Below are 16,625 nucleotides of genomic sequence, written 5' to 3' on the forward strand. Positions count from 1 at the left end.
GCACACCGTCCACCGCGCCGCGGCCCGCGGGCCCGCGGGCCCGCGGAGGTCATCAGTCCTGCCACCGGCCCCCCGGTCCCCCGCCTCGGCGGGGGTGGCGGGTCACCGGCGCGGACCCGAGGCCACGATCACCGCCATCGACGGAGCCCACCAGTAGCTGCAGTCCGCCGGGGGCCGCAGGCCGTCCACCACCCGCACGGAGAACGTCTCGAAATGCCGCAGCAGTGAACGCTGGTGGCGGCGGGAGACCGAGTCGATCTCGTTCGAGTAGTAGGTGAAGGACCCGCTGTCGGTCAGGTGAGCGGCGGCGTGCGGGAAGAAGTGCTCGGCGAAGGTGGCGTCACGCACCACGTAGTCGTCCACCTCGCGTTCGTCCAGCGGGTAGGTGTCGAACAGGATCCCGTCGAACCTGCCGAGGCCGGGCAGCACGTCCTGCCAGCGGCCGACGGCGATCTCGGCCCCGGCCCGCCCCGCCGCCCACTCCCGCGCGGTCACGGCGACGTCCGGGTTCGCCTCGATGACCGTGTGACCGGACGGACCGTGCTCCTGGACGAACCCCGCCGAGATCCCGAGGCCGAAGCCGACCTCGCACACGGTTCCGCCGGGCCGGGTGACGGCGCCGGCGAGGGCCCGCATCAGCGGCTCCTCCCAGGTCTGCATCACCTCCTGGCCGGAGACCAGCAGCGTGCCGCCGGTGACCGCCGGCACCGCCTCGTCCACGGCGACGTCGATCTTCGGACGGGTCCCCCCGGGGACCATCTGCCCGGCGACCTCGTCGAGCGCACCGACATCGGCGGCGAACTCGTCCAGCGCCCTGCCCAGCAGCCACTGCCGCGGCTCGTCGGCCACCGGTGACAGCAGGGACTCGGACGTCGGGGTGAGACTGACCTCGAACTTCGCCGCACGGCGGAGCACGTGACCTCCCAGATTCGACACGGGCGAACCGGCCAGGGGAATCCGGCGGAACCGGAGGCCGGCCGGATGCACGGTATATGGCGCGCGGGGGGAATCCAGCCCGTTCAGGAATGACGTTCACGGATCACTTCTCCGGCCCGGCACGCGCCCGTCCGGGAGCCCGCCGGGCCGTCGAACGGAGGGCGAAGGATCATGCCGTAGGATCGGCCACGGTGTGATGTGCGCAGGCGTTCGCGCCGACCACCAGTACCGGCCGCCACCAGTACCGGCCGCATGAGTGCCAGACCGAACGAGTACCAGATCGCGCGGGTACCGGATCGGTCATGCTCAACGGCCCGGGCCCGGTCGTCGGTCCCGGTAATCTGAGGGCAACCGTGACGAACGCAGGAGTGGGGCCGCGTGACCGGGTATACGCCACCACCGGTGTCCGGCAACACCGCGCGACCGCTGCGTGCGGAGGACCCCGTCCAGCTCGGCGCCTACCGCGTCGTGGGCCGCCTCGGCCAGGGCGGGATGGGTGCGGTCTTCCTCGGTCAGGCGCCGGACGGCACCGCGGTCGCCATCAAGGTCATCCGGCCTGAGCTGGCGTCCCGCCCGGAGTTCCGGGCCCGGTTCGCCCGGGAGGCCGAAAGCGCGCGCCGGGTGCGGCGGTTCACCACCGCGGCCGTCCTCGACGCCGATCCTGACGGCCCCCAGCCGTATCTGGTGACGGAGTTCGTCGAGGGCCCGACATTGTCTCGGCATATCTCGGCCCGCGGGCCGATGCGCCCCGCCGATCTCGAACAGCTCGCGGTCAGCGTCGCCACCGCGCTGTCGGCGATCCACGCGGCCGGTATCGTCCACCGGGATCTCACCCCGGCGAACGTCCTGCTTTCCCCGGTCGGCCCGAAGGTGATCGATTTCGGGCTCGCCCGGGAATACGACACCGTCAGCGACCTGTCCCGCAACGTGAAGCAGGCGATCGGCACCCCCGGGTACATGTCGCCGGAACAGATTCTCGATCAGCCGATCACCGCCGCGGTCGACATCTTCGCCTGGGGCTCGATCATGATCTTCGCGGCGACCGGGCAGCCGCCGTTCGGGCAGGGCCGGGTGGAGGCCGTCCTCTACCGCATCGTGAACGAGCAGCCCCGGCTGGACGGCGTGACCGGCGAGCTGCGGGAACTCGTCGAGCTGGCGATGCGCAAGGAGTTCGCGACCCGTCCGACCGCCGAGGAGCTGCGCGCGGCCCTGATCGGCGGCGTGCCGATCCCCGACCGGGCAGCGGGCCCGGCGGCTGCCGAAGGTGCCGAGAGCACGGGTGGCGCCAGCCCGGGACGCGGGCGCCGGTGGTCGCTGGGCGGCCGCAGGGCCGCGGCGGCAGCGCCCTCGTCCACCGCCGCCGGTGTGGCCGGAGCAGCCGGAGTCGCCGGAGCAGCCGGAGTCGCCGGAGCGGCCGATGGCGGTTCAGTTGCGCCGCTCTCCCCCGCCCCGCAGGCGCACCCGGCCCCGCCTTCACCGGTCTCCCGGGCTGGCACTCCGCCGCCCTCGGCGGCATCCTTCCCCTCGCTCCCCTCGTTCCCCTCCGTCCCGCCGTCGCAGGTTCCGCCGGTGTCCCGGCCGCCGGCACCCCCCCATCCGGGTGTATCGCCGTACTCGCCCGCGCCCCAGACCTCATGGGCACCGCAGCACTCGCCAGCACCGCAGCACTCGCCAGCACCGCAGCACTCGTCGGCGCCCGGGGTTTCCGGTGCCTCCGGCGGTAGCCGGGGCGGGCCGGAGCAGCCGCCTCCGGACGCCGCCGGCCGCCACCGGACCGGCCGAACGGTCGCCCTGGCCGGCTTCGCGGCGGCACTGGCGGCGGCCGTCGCCATCCCGCTGCTCACCCTCGGCGGCGACGACACCCCGTCGAGCGCCGACCGGGCGGCCATCGCGGACCGGCTCGCCGACGAGGCGGCGGGCAGCCGCGCCACCGATCCGGCCCTGGCCGCGCGGCTGAGTCTCGCGGCCTACCGCATCGCGCCGGCCGGCACCGCCCGGGATGCGCTGATCGCCTCGTTCGGCGCGAGCACCGCGACGCGGACACCGGCGGCGGGCAGCCCCGCCCGGGATGTCGCGTTCAGCCCGGCCGGCCCGGTGCTCGCCACGGCCGGGCCGGACGGTGTCCTGCGGCTCTACCGGCTGGCCGACGGCGCCGAGCCGACGCTGCTCAGCGAGCAGCCGACCGAGGACCCGGCCGTGGCCCTCGCCTTCGACGAGGACGGTGACCGGCTGGCCGTCAGCGGCACCGCGGACCCGGCGCGGCTGTGGGACGTCCGCGACCCGGCGCGCCCGCAGCGACTGGCCGTGCTGGCCGGGCTGGGCACGCCGCTCCAGGTGGCGCTGTCCGCGGACGGCACACTGCTCGCCGCGGCGACCGACGACGGTACGTTCGCCCTCTGGCGGCTCACCGACCCGGCCACGCCCGACCCGCCGCGGCTGCAGCGCACCATGTCCGTCCGGACGGACATGGCGCTGAGCCCCGCCGGCGACCTGCTCGCGGTGGCGGGCATCGGCGGCGAGGTCCAGCTCTGGAACATCACCGACCCGGAGCGCCCGGTCCGCGCCGGGGTCGCCAGCGGTGCGCTGGGCGCGGTCAACGCGGTCGCCTTCAGCGCCGACGGGAAGCGCCTGGCCACCGGCGGCGACGACCGGACCGTTCGGGTCTGGGATGTCGGCAACCCCCGGGAGAGCCGTGTCACCGCCGAGCTGACGGGGCACGACACGCCTGTCACCGCGGTCGCGTTCGGCGCGGCCGGCCAGATCGTGAGCGGTGACCAGGCCGGTGTCGTCACCTACTGGAGCGGCTCCGGGCCGGCCGCGATGGCACGGGTCGACGATGTCGGCAGCTCGGTCCTGGCCCTGGCGGTCGACCAGGCCGGTGACCGGCTGGCGACGACCACCGAGGACGGCCGAACCACGGTGTGGTCGGTCAACCCCGATCGGCTCACCGCCGCCGCCTGCGCGGACCCGGCGGCGCGGATCAGCCGGGACGAGTGGGACGAGCGCATTCCGGAGCTCCCGTACACCGATCCCTGCCGCGTCTGATCCCTTGCCCGCCGCGGCTGATCCCTTGCCCGCCGCGGCTGACCGCTCGACCCAGCCCGCCGCGGCCCGCGGCCCGTGACCGCCCTCTGGAACGACGTCCGGCCGCCACGCCGTGGAGCTGCGTGACGGCCGGACGAGGATGGCGAAGATCCCGGCAGGGGATGACGGGCGGCGGCGCTGCCGCCGGATGCTCTGCCGGTCAGGCGGTGACGGCGGGTACGCCCTGGGTCAGCTCGTCGACGCGGGCGACGTTCTCGTTGATCGTGCTGTCGGCCCGTGGGACGTAGTGCGCGTCGAACGCGATGTCCTTGCCGTTCTCCATGTAGTAGCGCATGAAAGCGGCGGTGCCGGGCTCGCGCAGCGCGTCCTTGCGGGCGTAGACGAACACCGGCTTGCACAGTGGCAGGTAGTAGCCCGTTCCGGCGGTCACGGCGTTCGGCTCGACGCAGCCGTCACCGTTGTCGATCTCCAGGCCGCGCAGGCGCGGCCCGAACGTCTCGTAGGTCGGGAAGTCGAGGAAGCCCATCGCCAGGCGGTCGCCCGCCACGTCGTTCGCCACGCCGCTGAGGTCGGTCTCCTGATACTGGCGGGAGCGGTCGCTGGCATCGTTCACGGTGGCGTTGAACACCTGGGCCTGCACGGTGTCGCGCGACGGCCCGACGAAGGTGATCGGCTCGTCCGGGAAGGAGGAGTCGATGTCACTCCACCGGGTGACGCTCGAACCGGCGTCCCAGATCTGACGGACCTGGTCGAGGGTCATGCACTGGGCCCAGGTGTTCTCCGGGTTCACCACGATCGGCAGGGTGTGGTGGGCGACCTCGAAGCCGACGATCTGGTCCGCGCACCCCACGTCCTGCGAGAAGCTGGGATCGAACTCGAAAGACGCACCGGCGACGTCGACGTCACCCGCGCACAGCTTCGCGAAACCGTCCTCGGTGGTCGAGGCGTTGACGCTGACCGTCACGTTCGGCTGTACCTGGCGGAAGCCGGCGTAGGCGGTCTCGCTGATCGGCGCGACCTCGGCGGAACCGGCGACCAGCACCGTGTTCGGCCCCCGGGTGGCCGGGACGGGCGCCGCGCTCGCCGGCGGCGCCTGCGTGACCCGCGGCGCGGCGACGGGCAGCACGCTGCTCGGCGACTCGTCGTCGTCGCCACCGGCCAGGACCAGGCCGAAGGTCGTGGCCGCGGCGACGAACACGACCGCGGCCGCCGCGGCGGCGACCGTCGTCCGTGACCAGCCGGCGAACGGGCCGCCACGGGCGGCCGACGACCGCCGCGCGGCCCTGCCCCCGGGGCCCCCGGGGCCCTCGGGACCCCCGGCACCGGCGGCACCGGCGGCCGTGCTACCAGGCCCTGCGCCGGTCCAGGACGCCCCGGGGGGAACCGGCCCCGACCCGGTACCGGCACCGGTCGGGTGGCCACCCGACGGGGCGACGACCTCCATGCCGCCGAGCACCGTGGCCATGCTCGTGTCGTAGGCGCCGGCGGACGTCGCCGCCGGATCGCCGGACCCCCACGGATCTCCGGAGCTGCCCCCGGGAGTGCCCGCGCCGGCGGCCTGCCCGGAGCGGTCGCCACCGATCATCGTCGCGTCGGGATCGGATCCCTGGTCGACGGGCACCGGCCCGCTCGACGGATAGGACCCGGCCGGCGGGACGGACGTCACCGGCGGAAGCGAGAACACGGGCGGCACGGAACCCGCGGGCGGGTAGGCGCCCGGCTGCGACACCGGACCCCACGGCGGCACGGAGGAGGGTGCCGGCGCGTTGCCGGGCGGCCGGATGATCGAGGTGATGTCCTCGCCCGACGCGCGTTCGGCGAGCCCGGCGGCGATCAGCGCGGCGCCGGTGGCGATGTCGTCGTCCGAGCCGTACTGCCAGCGGCCGACGGCGGGGAACGCCGCCCGCATCTGGGCTCCGACCAGCGGCATCCGCGCGGTGCCGCCGTAGAGGATGACGGTCGACAGGTCGGCCGCGTCGGCCTGGCCGCTGCGCAGCGCCTGCCGGAACGCCCGCACCGTGTCCTCCACGACCGGGGCGACGAGCATCTCCAGGTCGGCCCGCCGCAGGGTGGCCGAGGTCCCCGCGACACCGGGAACCGCGAACGCGACCTCGACCTCGTCGTCCTCGGCGAGGTACTCCTTGGCCTGCGCGCACTCGGCCCGCAACCGGCCGAGCGCCACCGCGACAGCGGTGTCGGCGAGGTCGAGCCGGTCGCGGCTGCTGCCCGCCTGGGCCAGTACCCGGTCAACCAGCAGGTCGTCGATCGCGGTGCCGCCGGCGCGGCTGCCGGCCGGGGACCCGAGCTTGTCGAACCCGAAGGGGCTGAAGGACAGCACCGCCGTGTCGAGATGGCCGGCGCCGAAGTCGTAGAAGCCGACCAGGTCGACGGTCCGGGCCGATCGGCGGCTCAGCAGCAGCGTGCCGATCGCGTCCGCCGAGGCGCAGGTCGTGACGGGTGCGGAGACGTCCGACAGCTGGCTGACCGCCTCGGCGAACGCCTCGCGGCGGTGCTCGGGCCAGAAGGTCGGGTGCGCGATGACGATGTGGTCGGGCTCCTCGCCGCGGGCCGCGACGACCTGGCCGACCAGATGTCCGACGAGCCGGGCCAGCAGGCCCTCCGGGCTGTAGGCCGCGCCGCCGACCAGGGTGTGGCCGGTCTCCCCGACCCGGTGCAGGAAGCCGCTCGCGGCCCGGTCGGGGTCGGCGGTGGCCCGCCGTGCGGCGGACCGGCCGACCAGCACACCTCCCGTCGGGGGCATGTAGAGCACGGACGGGACCTCCCGCCCACCACCCACGGTGAGCACAGTGGGCCAGCCCCCGTCGGCGACCGCGAGAACCGTCGTCGCCGACCCGACATCGATACCTAGTTGGTAGCCCACTGGATCCTCCGGCTTTCATTCGTCCGCCGTCCGCCGTGGCTGATGCGGACGGACGCCGCGTGGTCCCCCCGGTTCCCCTCGGTGCATCCGACGCCTTCGGCATCCGATCGGGTCGTTCACACAACGACGAAAGATCCGGCGGCCACATCGTAGGCCTTCCGACCAGGTGCGCCATATCCGGTAGCGGACATCCGTATCAGAAGGCGGACACCATCAGGATCCCCGCGCCCGACCGGCCACGCGGGCTCGGTGTATGTCGTCGGCCGGAAACGACGCCGGAGAAATGCCGCAGGCCGGCAGCGACACGATGAAGCAGAGACACGGCGCGGAGTACCGGGTGCCCAGCCGCGCCGATCAGTCCCGTTCGCGGCGATCAGGGTGCGCAAACGGGGTGCGTAAACGAAAAGACCTCCGTGTCGGCCCGGATCTTTTCCGTGTTCCGGCGCCGACCGGTGTCCGGATCGACATCAGCAAATGGGCGACGCTTCGACACACCTCGATACCCACATCCGACTTCCCACTCCCGCCCGCGACCACACGGGCACGGAAGGTGCCTACGCGTCGAACGCCTCGAGGATGGCGTCGGCGGCGAGGCTGGGAGTCAGCGCGCCGTCGCGGACCCGGCGCTCGATGTCGGCGGTCACCGCCTGGACGCCGGGGTGGTCGCGCAGCCGGGTCAGCAGGCGGTCCTGGACCATCGCCCACGTCCAGTCGACCTGCTGGCGGCGGCGGCGGGCGGCGAGCTCGCCGGAGGCGTCCAGGGTGTCCTGATGCTTGATGACCTGCGCCCACACCGTGTCCAGGCCGGTCCGCTCCGCGGCGCTGCAGGTCAGCACGGGTGTCTGCCAGTCGCGGGCGCCGCCCTGCAGGAGCCGGATCGCGCCGGCGAGCTCGCGGGCGGCCCGGCGGGCGTCCAGCTCGTGCGGCCCGTCCGCCTTGTTCACGGCGATGACGTCCGCCAGCTCCAGGACGCCCTTCTTGATGCCCTGGAGCTGGTCGCCGGTCCGGGCCAGGGTGAGGAACAGGAACGTGTCGACCATGTCGGCGACCGTGGTCTCGGACTGGCCGACCCCGACCGTCTCGACGAGAACCACGTCGTAGCCGGCCGCCTCCATGATGACCATGGCCTCACGGGTGGCCTTCGCGACACCGCCCAGCGTTCCCGCGGTCGGTGACGGGCGGATGAAGGCCGCCGGGTCGGCCGACAGGTCCGCCATCCGCGTCTTGTCACCGAGGATGCTGCCGCCGGTGCGGGTGGAGGACGGGTCGACCGCGAGCACCGCCACCTGGTGGCCCTTCGCGGTGAGCGTCGTGCCGAGCGCGTCGATGAAGGTCGACTTGCCCACCCCGGGCACGCCGGTGATCCCCACCCGCCGCGCCTTGCCGGCGTGCGGCAGAAGTGCCACCAGCAGCTTCTGCGCGGCCTCGCGGTGGTCGGGCCGGGTGGACTCGACCAGCGTGACGGCCCGCGCGATCCACATCCTGGACGACGCGAGGACGCCGTCGGCGTACTCGGCGACGTCGACGACCCGCCGCGCCATCGCGGTCAGGACGCCTCTACGGGCCCGGCCGCCCCGGCCGGGCCCACCGGCTCGTTGTGGCCGAGCTGCTCGGACAGGGTCGTCAGCAGTTCGAGCGCCGCCTCCGCGATGACCGTCCCCGGAGGGAAGATCGCGGCCGCGCCGGCGGCGCGCAGCGCGTCGAAGTCCTGCGGTGGGATGACCCCGCCGACGACGACGAGGATGTCGCCCCGGTCGAGAGCGGCCAGTTCCTCCTTGAGCGCGGGGACGAGGGTGAGGTGCCCGGCGGCCAGCGAGGACACCCCGATGATCTGCACGTCCGCCTCGACGGCCTGGCGGGCCACCTCGGCGGGCGTCTGGAACAGCGGGCCGACGTCCACGTCGAAGCCGATGTCGGCGAAGGCCGTGGCGATCACCTTCTGGCCGCGGTCGTGCCCGTCCTGCCCCATCTTGGCGACGAGGATGCGGGGACGCCGGCCCTCGGCACGCTCGAAGGCGGCGGCGGCTTCGCGGGCCGCCACGATGTTCCCGGCCGGCCCGGCTTCGTCCCGGTACACACCGGAGATCGTACGGATCTGGCCGGAGTGGCGCCCGTAGACCTTCTCGAGGGCGTCGGAGATCTCCCCGACCGTGGCCTTGGCCCGGGCGGCGTCGACGGCGAGCGCGAGCAGGTTGTGGGACAGGTCGGCCGGCCGGCCGCCGCCCCGGGCCGCGTCGGCGGCGGCGGTGAGCGCGTGCAGCGCGGCCTCGACGGCGGCCGTGTCACGCTCCTCCCGCAGGCGGCGCAGCTTCTCGATCTGGCCGGTCCGCACGGCGGAGTTGTCGACCTTGAGGACGTCGATGGCCTCGTCGGCGTCCACCCGGTACTTGTTGACGCCGACCAGCGGCTGGCGACCGGCGTCGATGCGGGCCTGGGTGCGGGCCGCGGCCTCCTCGATGCGCATCTTGGGGATGCCGGCGTCGATCGCCTGCGCCATGCCGCCGGTGGACTCGACCTCGCTGATGTGCGCCCAGGCCTTGTGGGCCAGGTCGTAGGTCAGCCGCTCGACGTAGTGGCTGCCGCCCCACGGGTCGACCACCCGGGTGGTGCCGGACTCCTGCTGCAGCAGCAGCTGGGTGTTGCGGGCGATGCGCGCGGAGAAGTCGGTGGGCAGCGCCAGCGCCTCGTCGAGGGCGTTGGTGTGCAGGGACTGGGTGTGCCCCTGGGTGGCCGCCATCGCCTCGACGCAGGTGCGCACCACGTTGTTGAAGACGTCCTGCGCGGTCAGCGACCAGCCGGAGGTCTGTGAGTGGGTGCGCAGGGACGTCGAGCGCGGGTTCTCCGGCTCGAACTGGTTGACGAGGCGCGCCCACAGCAGCCGGGCGGCGCGCATCTTGGCGACTTCCATGAAGAAGTTCATGCCGATCGCCCAGAAGAACGACAGCCGCGGCGCGAAGGCGTCGATCGCGAGCCCGGCGCCCAGGCCGGCGCGGATGTACTCGACGCCGTCGGCGAGGGTGTAGGCGAGCTCCAGGTCGGCGGTCGCTCCCGCCTCCTGCATGTGGTAGCCGGAGATGGAGATCGAGTTGAACTTCGGCATCCGCTGCGAGGTGTACGCGAAGATGTCCGAGATGATCTGCATCGACGGCTGCGGCGGGTAGATGTAGGTGTTGCGGACCATGAACTCCTTGAGGATGTCGTTCTGGATGGTCCCGGCGAGCTGCTCCGGTGCCACCCCCTGCTCCTCCGCCGCCACGATGTAGAGCGCCAGCACGGGCAGCACGGCACCGTTCATGGTCATCGAGACGCTCATCCGGTCCAGCGGGATGCCCTCGAAGAGCTGACGCATGTCGTAGATCGAGTCGATGGCGACGCCGGCCATGCCCACGTCGCCGGTGACCCGCGGGTGGTCGCTGTCGTAGCCGCGGTGCGTCGGCAGGTCGAAGGCCACCGACAGGCCCTTCTGGCCGGCGGCCAGGTTGCGCCGGTAGAAGGCGTTCGACTCGGACGCGGTGGAGAAGCCGGCGTACTGGCGGATCGTCCACGGCTGGGTGACGTACATCGCCGGGTAGGGCCCGCGCAGGTACGGCGCGACACCCGGGTAGGTGTTCAGGAAGTCCAGGCCCGCGGTGTCGGCCGCCGTGTAGAGCGGCTTGACCGCGATGCCCTCGGGGGTGTCCCAGGTCAGGGCGTCGACGTCCTTGCCGGTGGCCTCCTCCAGCGCGGCCCGCCAGCGGGCCTCGTCAGCGTCGGCCCCGGCCGGCGCGCCGAGGGCCACCTCCGAGAAGTCGGGGATCCCGGAGAAGTCGGAGATCGAGGACATCAGGCCACTCCCGCCTCTGCCAGTGTCGTGCGCAGCACCTCGACGGCGTTGCAGCCGGCGAAGACGTACCCGGTCACCCCGGCGGCGGCATCGGTCTCCGCCCGGGCTCCGGCCCTGCCGGCCAGCCAGACCCGCGCGGCCCCCGCCGCGCGCAGCGCCTCGGCGACCGGCGCCGCGTGCTCGGCGTACGCCTTGTCCGTCGAGCACAGGCAGGCGACCTTCGCGCCGGAGGCGGCGAAGGCGGCGGCGATCACCGCCGGGTCCGTGCCCGGCCCGGCGGCGGGGGTCTCCAGGCCGCCGGCCTGGAACAGGTTCGCCGCGAACGTCGACCGGCCGGTGAAGGCCGACACGCTGCCGATCGTCGCCAGGAAGACCACGGGACGGGCACCAGTCGCCGCGAGGTGGGCGTCGGAGCGGGCCCGCAGCTCCTCGTAGTCCTGGTCATAGGTGATCGTCGGCAGGCCACCGGCCGCCACCGGTTCCGCCGGGGCGACCGTGCGGCCGGGAAGAGACTCGGCCAGGTTCGGGAACTCGCTCACCCCGGTCAGCGGATCCCGGCGATGCGCAAGCGCGTCCGCGCGGGCCGCCCAGGTGGCCGCGAGGCGGCCCCGCAGCGACCCGTCGGCCAGCGCGGCCGTGATGCCGCCGGCCCGCTCGATCTCGGTGAAGACGGCCCAGGCCGCCGCCGCGAGCTGGTCGGTGAGCGTCTCGACGTACCAGGACCCGCCGGCCGGGTCGACCACCCGGATCAGACTCGACTCCTCCTGGAGCAGCGTCTGGGTGTTGCGGGCGATCCGCCGGGAGAAGTCGTCGGCGAGCCCGAGGCGGGCGTCGAACGGCAGGACCGTCACCGCGTCAGCGCCACCGACTCCGGCACCGAAGCACGCCACCGTCGTGCGCAGCATGTTCACCCAGGGATCGCGGCGCGTCATCATCGCCGACGAGGTGACCGCGTGCTGGCGCTGCGCCCGCAACTCGGGCGCCGCCCCGCAGACCTCCGCCACCCGCGCCCACAGCCGCCGCGCGGCCCGCAGCTTCGCGATCGTGAGGAACTGGTCGGCGTTCGCCGCGTAACGGAACTCCAGCTGGCCCAGCGCCTCGGCCAGCCCCAGCCCGGCGCCGGTCAGCTCACGCAGGTAGGCCACCCCGGCGGCGATCGAGGCGCCGAGCTCCTCGGCGTCGCTGCCACCGGCATCGTGGTACGCGCGGGCGTCGACGACCACCGTGCGCAGCCGCGGGTACTCGGCCGCCACCCGCGGCGCCAGCGCCCGGACCACCGCGAAGTCGGGTACGGCGCCCGTGCGCGCCGTCAGCCCCAGCGGGTCCGCACCGAGCACACCGCTCAGCTGGGACGCCGGGACGCCCCGCTCGCCGGCCAACGCCAGGAACGCCTCCGCGGCCGGCCCGGTGAGCGGGCCGGCGTCCAGGACGACCGGGGCCAGGTCGAGGTAGACCTCGCGCAGCACCTCGGCGAGCCCGTCCACCGCCACGCCCGCCGGGCCGAGCCGCAGCCACAGGGAGGTCACGCCGTTCTCCAGGTCGGCGAGAACCGCCTGGGCCGTGACCTTCGGATCGGGATGCACGTGCAGGGCACGGACGTCCCAGCCGTCGGTGTTGGCGCCCTGCGGTCGCCCGCCGCGCACGAACGGGGCCAGCCCCGGCAGGCCGGGCGGATCCAGCCCCGCAGCGTCGGCCGCGTCGTAGAGCGGGCGGATGCTGATCCCCTCGTAGGTCGAGGTCGCGATCAGGTCCTCAGCCTCGCCCGGGCCGGTGTCCTCACCCGCGATCCCGGACTTACGCAGCACGCCGAGGACGAGGCGGCGCCACTCGTCCCTGGTCGCGCCCGGGAAATCGGCGGCGAACTCCAGCTCCACCGGTGGAACGGTCATGGGACGGAATCGTAGGGGCCCAGGGCCCCACGAGCCCGGAATGTTCTTCCCGTCACAACCCGTCGGGCCCGGTCAGCGATCCGCCGGACGGCGGGAGGAAGCAGGTCGCGGCGCACGGGACGCCGCGCCGCACCCAGGCGTCACCACCAGCGTCCCGGCGAGCGCCCAGGAAGCCTGCGCGGTCACCGGGATCACCACGACAGCGATCGGCGCTCGCACCGGACGACAGCAGCCGTCTTGAGCCCGCTCGCCCCGCTGGTCCTTCCGCAGCGACAGTCCTCCTATCCGGGGTTGCGATCCACGCGATGGACAGCCAGTTCCAGGTCGATGAAGGCCGAGATCATCGCACGGTAGATGCGGTCGACGACCTCCGGGGAGGCACCTGCCTCCTTCGCCAGACCGCGGACACGTTGGACGACCTGTTCCACCCGGTCGGGCGCCCGGACCGCCGCGGTGTCCGACTTGAGCCGGCCGGCCGCCCGGACCAGCTCCTCGCGCGCGGCGAGCAGCTGGACGATCTGTTGGTCAAGGAGGTCTATACGCGAGCGGATGTCACGGAGCACGTTGTCGGAATCGGTCACCGTGACATCCTCGTAGCCCACTTCACGACGACGGCAACAGGCCCTCTCCTTCAACCACCGCCCGGGCCCACGCTCGCTACCTGACCCGTTCCCGACTCGGGCGCCATGACCCGCTCTGCGCCAGTTGGCGGGAGGAGCCGCCGAGTCGCCGCGATCGCCTCAGTAACTGATCGGCAGACCATGTGTCACCATGAAGGACCGCAGTATGCGAATTCCCTGCTCGGTCATGATGCTCTCCGGATGGAACTGTACGGACTCGACCGGAAGACTACGGTGACGAAGACCCATGATGTAACCATCATCCTCACTCCTGGCGCTCACAGTGAGAACAGACGGGACGGACGCGTCCTCGACAATCAGCGAGTGATACCGCGTCGCAGTGAACGGGCCCGTGTAACAGCTCATGGCACCGAGCCCGTCATGAACGATACGACTCACTTTTCCATGCATCAGATGTCGAGCCGGACTGACCACCCCACCATACGCCATAGCGATCGCCTGGTGCCCCAGACAGACGCCAAAGATGGGTATCTCACCCTGAAGCTCCCGCACTAGATCGACATGCCCGGAATCCCGGGGGTGGCCAGGCCCTGGCCCGAGCAGGACGAGCTGCGGAGCCAGTTTTCTGATCAGCGAGGACGACACTTCCCCGGACCGGATGACGACGGGGTTCGCACCCAGCTCCATCAAGTACTGGTAGATTATATGACTAAAACTGTCATAGGCATCGACGATAACCGACCTCACAGTAGCCCATCACCCGTGACAGCCCAGTAGCCAGCGTTCATCTTGGCGAGCGTCTCCCGCCATTCAGCCGCCGGCTTCGAGTCCGCCACCACACCAGCCGAGGCGCGCAGCTTCCAGGTATCTTCATCGATCCTGAAAAGCGTCCGTATGGCAAGGCCAAGGTTGACATAGCCGCCGAACCCGATTAGACCGAAGGCACCGGCATAACAGCCGCGGCGACGCCTCTCGATATCTTCGATGATCTCTATTGATCGAATCTTTGGAGCGCCGGTCATGGTCCCGGCTGGGAAAGCAGCCTGAATGACATCGAAGACGTCGACGGATTCGGTCAGCCGACCACTGACCTCAGATACCAGGTGAAAGACATGAGAGAAGTTCTCCACCGCCATCATCTCGTGGACGTCCACGGTCCCGGCGAGGGACACCTTCCCCAGGTCATTGCGGCACAGATCGACGAGCATCACATGCTCGGCGCATTCCTTCTCGTCGGAGGCCAGCTCCGCGACCCGACGGGCGTCCGCATCCTCGTCACCAGACCTCGGGGCTGTGCCCGCGATAGGTCGCATGACCGCCGAATCTCCCTCGACACGCAGGAAGAGCTCCGGACTCGCCCCCACCGCTGTCCAGCGGGAGAGCGGTAGCAAGCACATATAGGGCGACGGGTTCCGCGCGCGGAGCCGAAGGTAGACGTCGAGTTCGTCGACGTTGGAGATGACCGTGAGCTCATGTCCGATCTGGACCTGATAGATATCGCCCACAGCGATGTGCTCGAGGCATCTCTGAACGTTTGCGGTGTACTGCTGTTCATCGGTGTCGTCCACCACCTCCCGAGGGGGTGGGACCGACGGTATCGTCATTGGCGCGAAGGCGGGCTCGGCGAGCGCCGCGAGCAGCGGAGCCGAATCGAGATCTGGCCACGCCTCGCTGTTCGCCACGAGAACAGTCGCGGACGCGGACTCGAGGTCGAAGACGACGGTGCCGTTGTACAGCCTGAGCGTGACATCCGCGAAGGCGTCAGTCTCACTCGGAATCTGACGACGCAGATCCTCGATGTAATGAATGGCATCGTAGCCCAATACTGCCACAAAGCCGAAGTCCCACTCGGTGGCGGACTGTTCAGGGATCGCGAAGAGGCGTTGCAGCTCGCGCGCGGCCGACCACAGCGCCCCCGGCTCCAGCAGCAGCATGCCGTCCTCACTGGTCACGGCCAGCCCGGTGGCGAGGAGCTCCGTCTGTGCCGCGGCGACGAGGCGCTCGTTCCCGGCCAGGCGAATACGAGAGCGGTGCACGACGAACTCGAAAAGCGGGCCAAAACCCACGACTGCGGATCGACGGTCGTTCGCCGGGCCCGCCAGGGACTCGAAGAGGAACACGTTGGACGGGCCCATCTCCTCACGCAGCCGCAGAAATACCTGCAGCGGATCACCGCCCTGCACGACCTTGCGCATGAGCCTCGTTCGTAGCGGCGCCGGTGCCAGATCACGGTTGTTCACGCACTCTCCCCTGCTTCACACTGACAGTCGAGACATTGCTTTCGCCTCGGACGGCGGCGGTCTAGCTTCACACCAGCGGACACGGCGCGCTCATCGCCCTCGATTTCTCTCCTGAAACATGCCCAACGGACCCAGCAGCATACCTCAGAGCCGATCAGGCGGGATACCCGCGAGACGCGTTCTCCGGGTCGTACATGTCTCGCCGAAATCTCGCGCTACAACCACTCGCGGACGCACCTTCCTGACCGATACCGCCATGCGAGCCAACTCTGGAAACGGAAGGCCTGCAGTCCTCAATCATGTGTGACCAGCGAGGAAATCCAGTGGTCGAGCTACCCGAACAATCCTCCCGGGATCCGACCCGAAGATTTCCACGAGGCCGCCCGCACGCGTTCAGATGCGTACCACGACGCGCGATGCCAGGCCGTTCTTCCGGCCACCCGTAGGCATCCACAACAGCTTGCCCGCCATATATCGACCGACTCGCCGCGCCTTATCGGAGGCACCAGCACCAGTCACTCGCGACGGCCTGTCCAGAGTGCCAGGATGTGCGGGGAACGCAAGTGTCAGGTACCCGACACCAGATTCTCGGCAAGCCGCCGTGCCCACCCCGCACGGTGGCCACCGACGCACCGGAACATCCAACTGCGCTTGGCGCGACTGCCATCCACCTACTCTGACCTGCGTAGGCCCGTACTATGTTGCAGCTCGAACTACTTTCCCACGTCAAAATTCACCTAAGCGCTTGGCAGTAATCCTCGAATGAGCTAGCGTAATCGGCGCGCTGGACCCTTCATCCGGGGTCAAAGTTCGGGATTTCAGGGGGACGAGCTGAAGACGCAAAAGGTTGCCCTCGTCACTGGCGCCGCCGGCGGGATCGGGGCTGCCGTCACTGCAATGCTCTGCGCACAGTCCTATGTTGTCGCAGCGGTGGACCGGCACCCGATCGACCCGGTATCCGCGGCAGGGCTGCGCGAAGATCGCCTAGTGTGACGATCCATTGCCCTATGTAGCCAGGTAGTGGAGTGCCCGGTAGCGGTCGCCGGCGATGCGCTCGAGGGTTTCCTTGACCTTTCGGACTCCGTGGAGGCGGAGGAGACTCAGCGCGAGGTTGCGGATGGTGGCGAGGTTTCTGGGCCCGTTTCCTCGGGAGGCGTGGCAGGCGTCCTCGCGCCAGGCGGTGTCGCGGATGTAGTGGAGGCGGTTCTCGATTCCCCAGTGCAGGCGGAC

9 protein-coding genes and 1 pseudogene are annotated in these 16,625 nt (G+C 71.3%); 1 reads left to right on the forward strand and 9 read right to left on the reverse strand.

The genetic code is table 11. The features are described 5' to 3' along the window. Positions 1–102 precede the first annotated feature (102 nt). On the reverse strand, positions 103–915 hold the full coding sequence (locus B207_RS0125495) for a methyltransferase domain-containing protein (protein ID WP_026311444.1): 813 nt from the start codon (positions 913–915) through the stop codon (positions 103–105). Between the two features lie 399 nt (positions 916–1,314). Here B207_RS0125495 and B207_RS0125500 point away from each other — a divergent pair, with 399 nt between their 5' ends. Next, the gene (locus B207_RS0125500; protein WP_051102668.1) at positions 1,315–3,981 is read left to right on the forward strand and encodes a WD40 repeat domain-containing serine/threonine protein kinase; all 2,667 of its coding nucleotides are present in this window, start codon (positions 1,315–1,317) and stop codon (positions 3,979–3,981) included. A 199-nt stretch (positions 3,982–4,180) separates the two neighbouring features. On the opposite strand, the gene B207_RS0125505 is transcribed toward B207_RS0125500, so the two are convergent. The 8 genes and pseudogenes from B207_RS0125505 to B207_RS40805 form a co-directional block, all read right to left on the reverse strand. Further along, positions 4,181–6,862: an Hsp70 family protein gene (locus B207_RS0125505; protein ID WP_018639509.1), complete on the reverse strand. Its 2,682-nt coding sequence runs from the start codon at positions 6,860–6,862 to the stop codon at positions 4,181–4,183. Positions 6,863–7,416: 554 nt separating this feature from the next. Beyond that, positions 7,417–8,403: a methylmalonyl Co-A mutase-associated GTPase MeaB gene (meaB, locus tag B207_RS0125510; RefSeq protein ID WP_018639510.1), complete on the reverse strand. Its 987-nt coding sequence runs from the start codon at positions 8,401–8,403 to the stop codon at positions 7,417–7,419. Positions 8,404–8,408: 5 nt separating this feature from the next. Further along, complete coding sequence (gene scpA / locus B207_RS0125515; protein WP_018639511.1) at positions 8,409–10,685, reverse strand: methylmalonyl-CoA mutase; 2,277 nt, start codon at positions 10,683–10,685, stop codon at positions 8,409–8,411. Then, on the reverse strand, positions 10,685–12,574 hold the full coding sequence (mutA, locus tag B207_RS0125520) for a methylmalonyl-CoA mutase small subunit (protein WP_026311445.1): 1,890 nt from the start codon (positions 12,572–12,574) through the stop codon (positions 10,685–10,687). Before mutA ends, scpA begins: the two co-directional genes overlap by 1 nt. 281 nt (positions 12,575–12,855) lie before the next feature. Then, a complete protein-coding gene (locus B207_RS0125525; RefSeq protein WP_026311446.1) occupies positions 12,856–13,155 on the reverse strand; it encodes a chorismate mutase in 300 nt (99 codons plus the stop codon). Between the two features lie 159 nt (positions 13,156–13,314). After that, positions 13,315–13,902 carry an anthranilate synthase component II gene (locus tag B207_RS0125530; RefSeq protein WP_018639514.1) on the reverse strand — a complete coding sequence of 196 codons (588 nt, stop codon included), beginning with the start codon at positions 13,900–13,902 and terminating at the stop codon, positions 13,315–13,317. Continuing rightward, complete coding sequence (locus tag B207_RS0125535; protein ID WP_018639515.1) at positions 13,899–15,350, reverse strand: anthranilate synthase component I family protein; 1,452 nt, start codon at positions 15,348–15,350, stop codon at positions 13,899–13,901. The genes B207_RS0125530 and B207_RS0125535 overlap by 4 nt, the downstream gene beginning before the upstream one ends. Before the next feature lie 1,050 nt (positions 15,351–16,400). Further along, positions 16,401–16,625 (reverse strand): annotated as a pseudogene (locus B207_RS40805) (ISAs1 family transposase); the annotation flags it as partial.

This window comes from Parafrankia elaeagni, assembly GCF_000374165.1.
In the GTDB taxonomy this organism is placed as follows: Bacteria; Actinomycetota; Actinomycetes; order Frankiales; family Frankiaceae; genus Parafrankia; species Parafrankia elaeagni.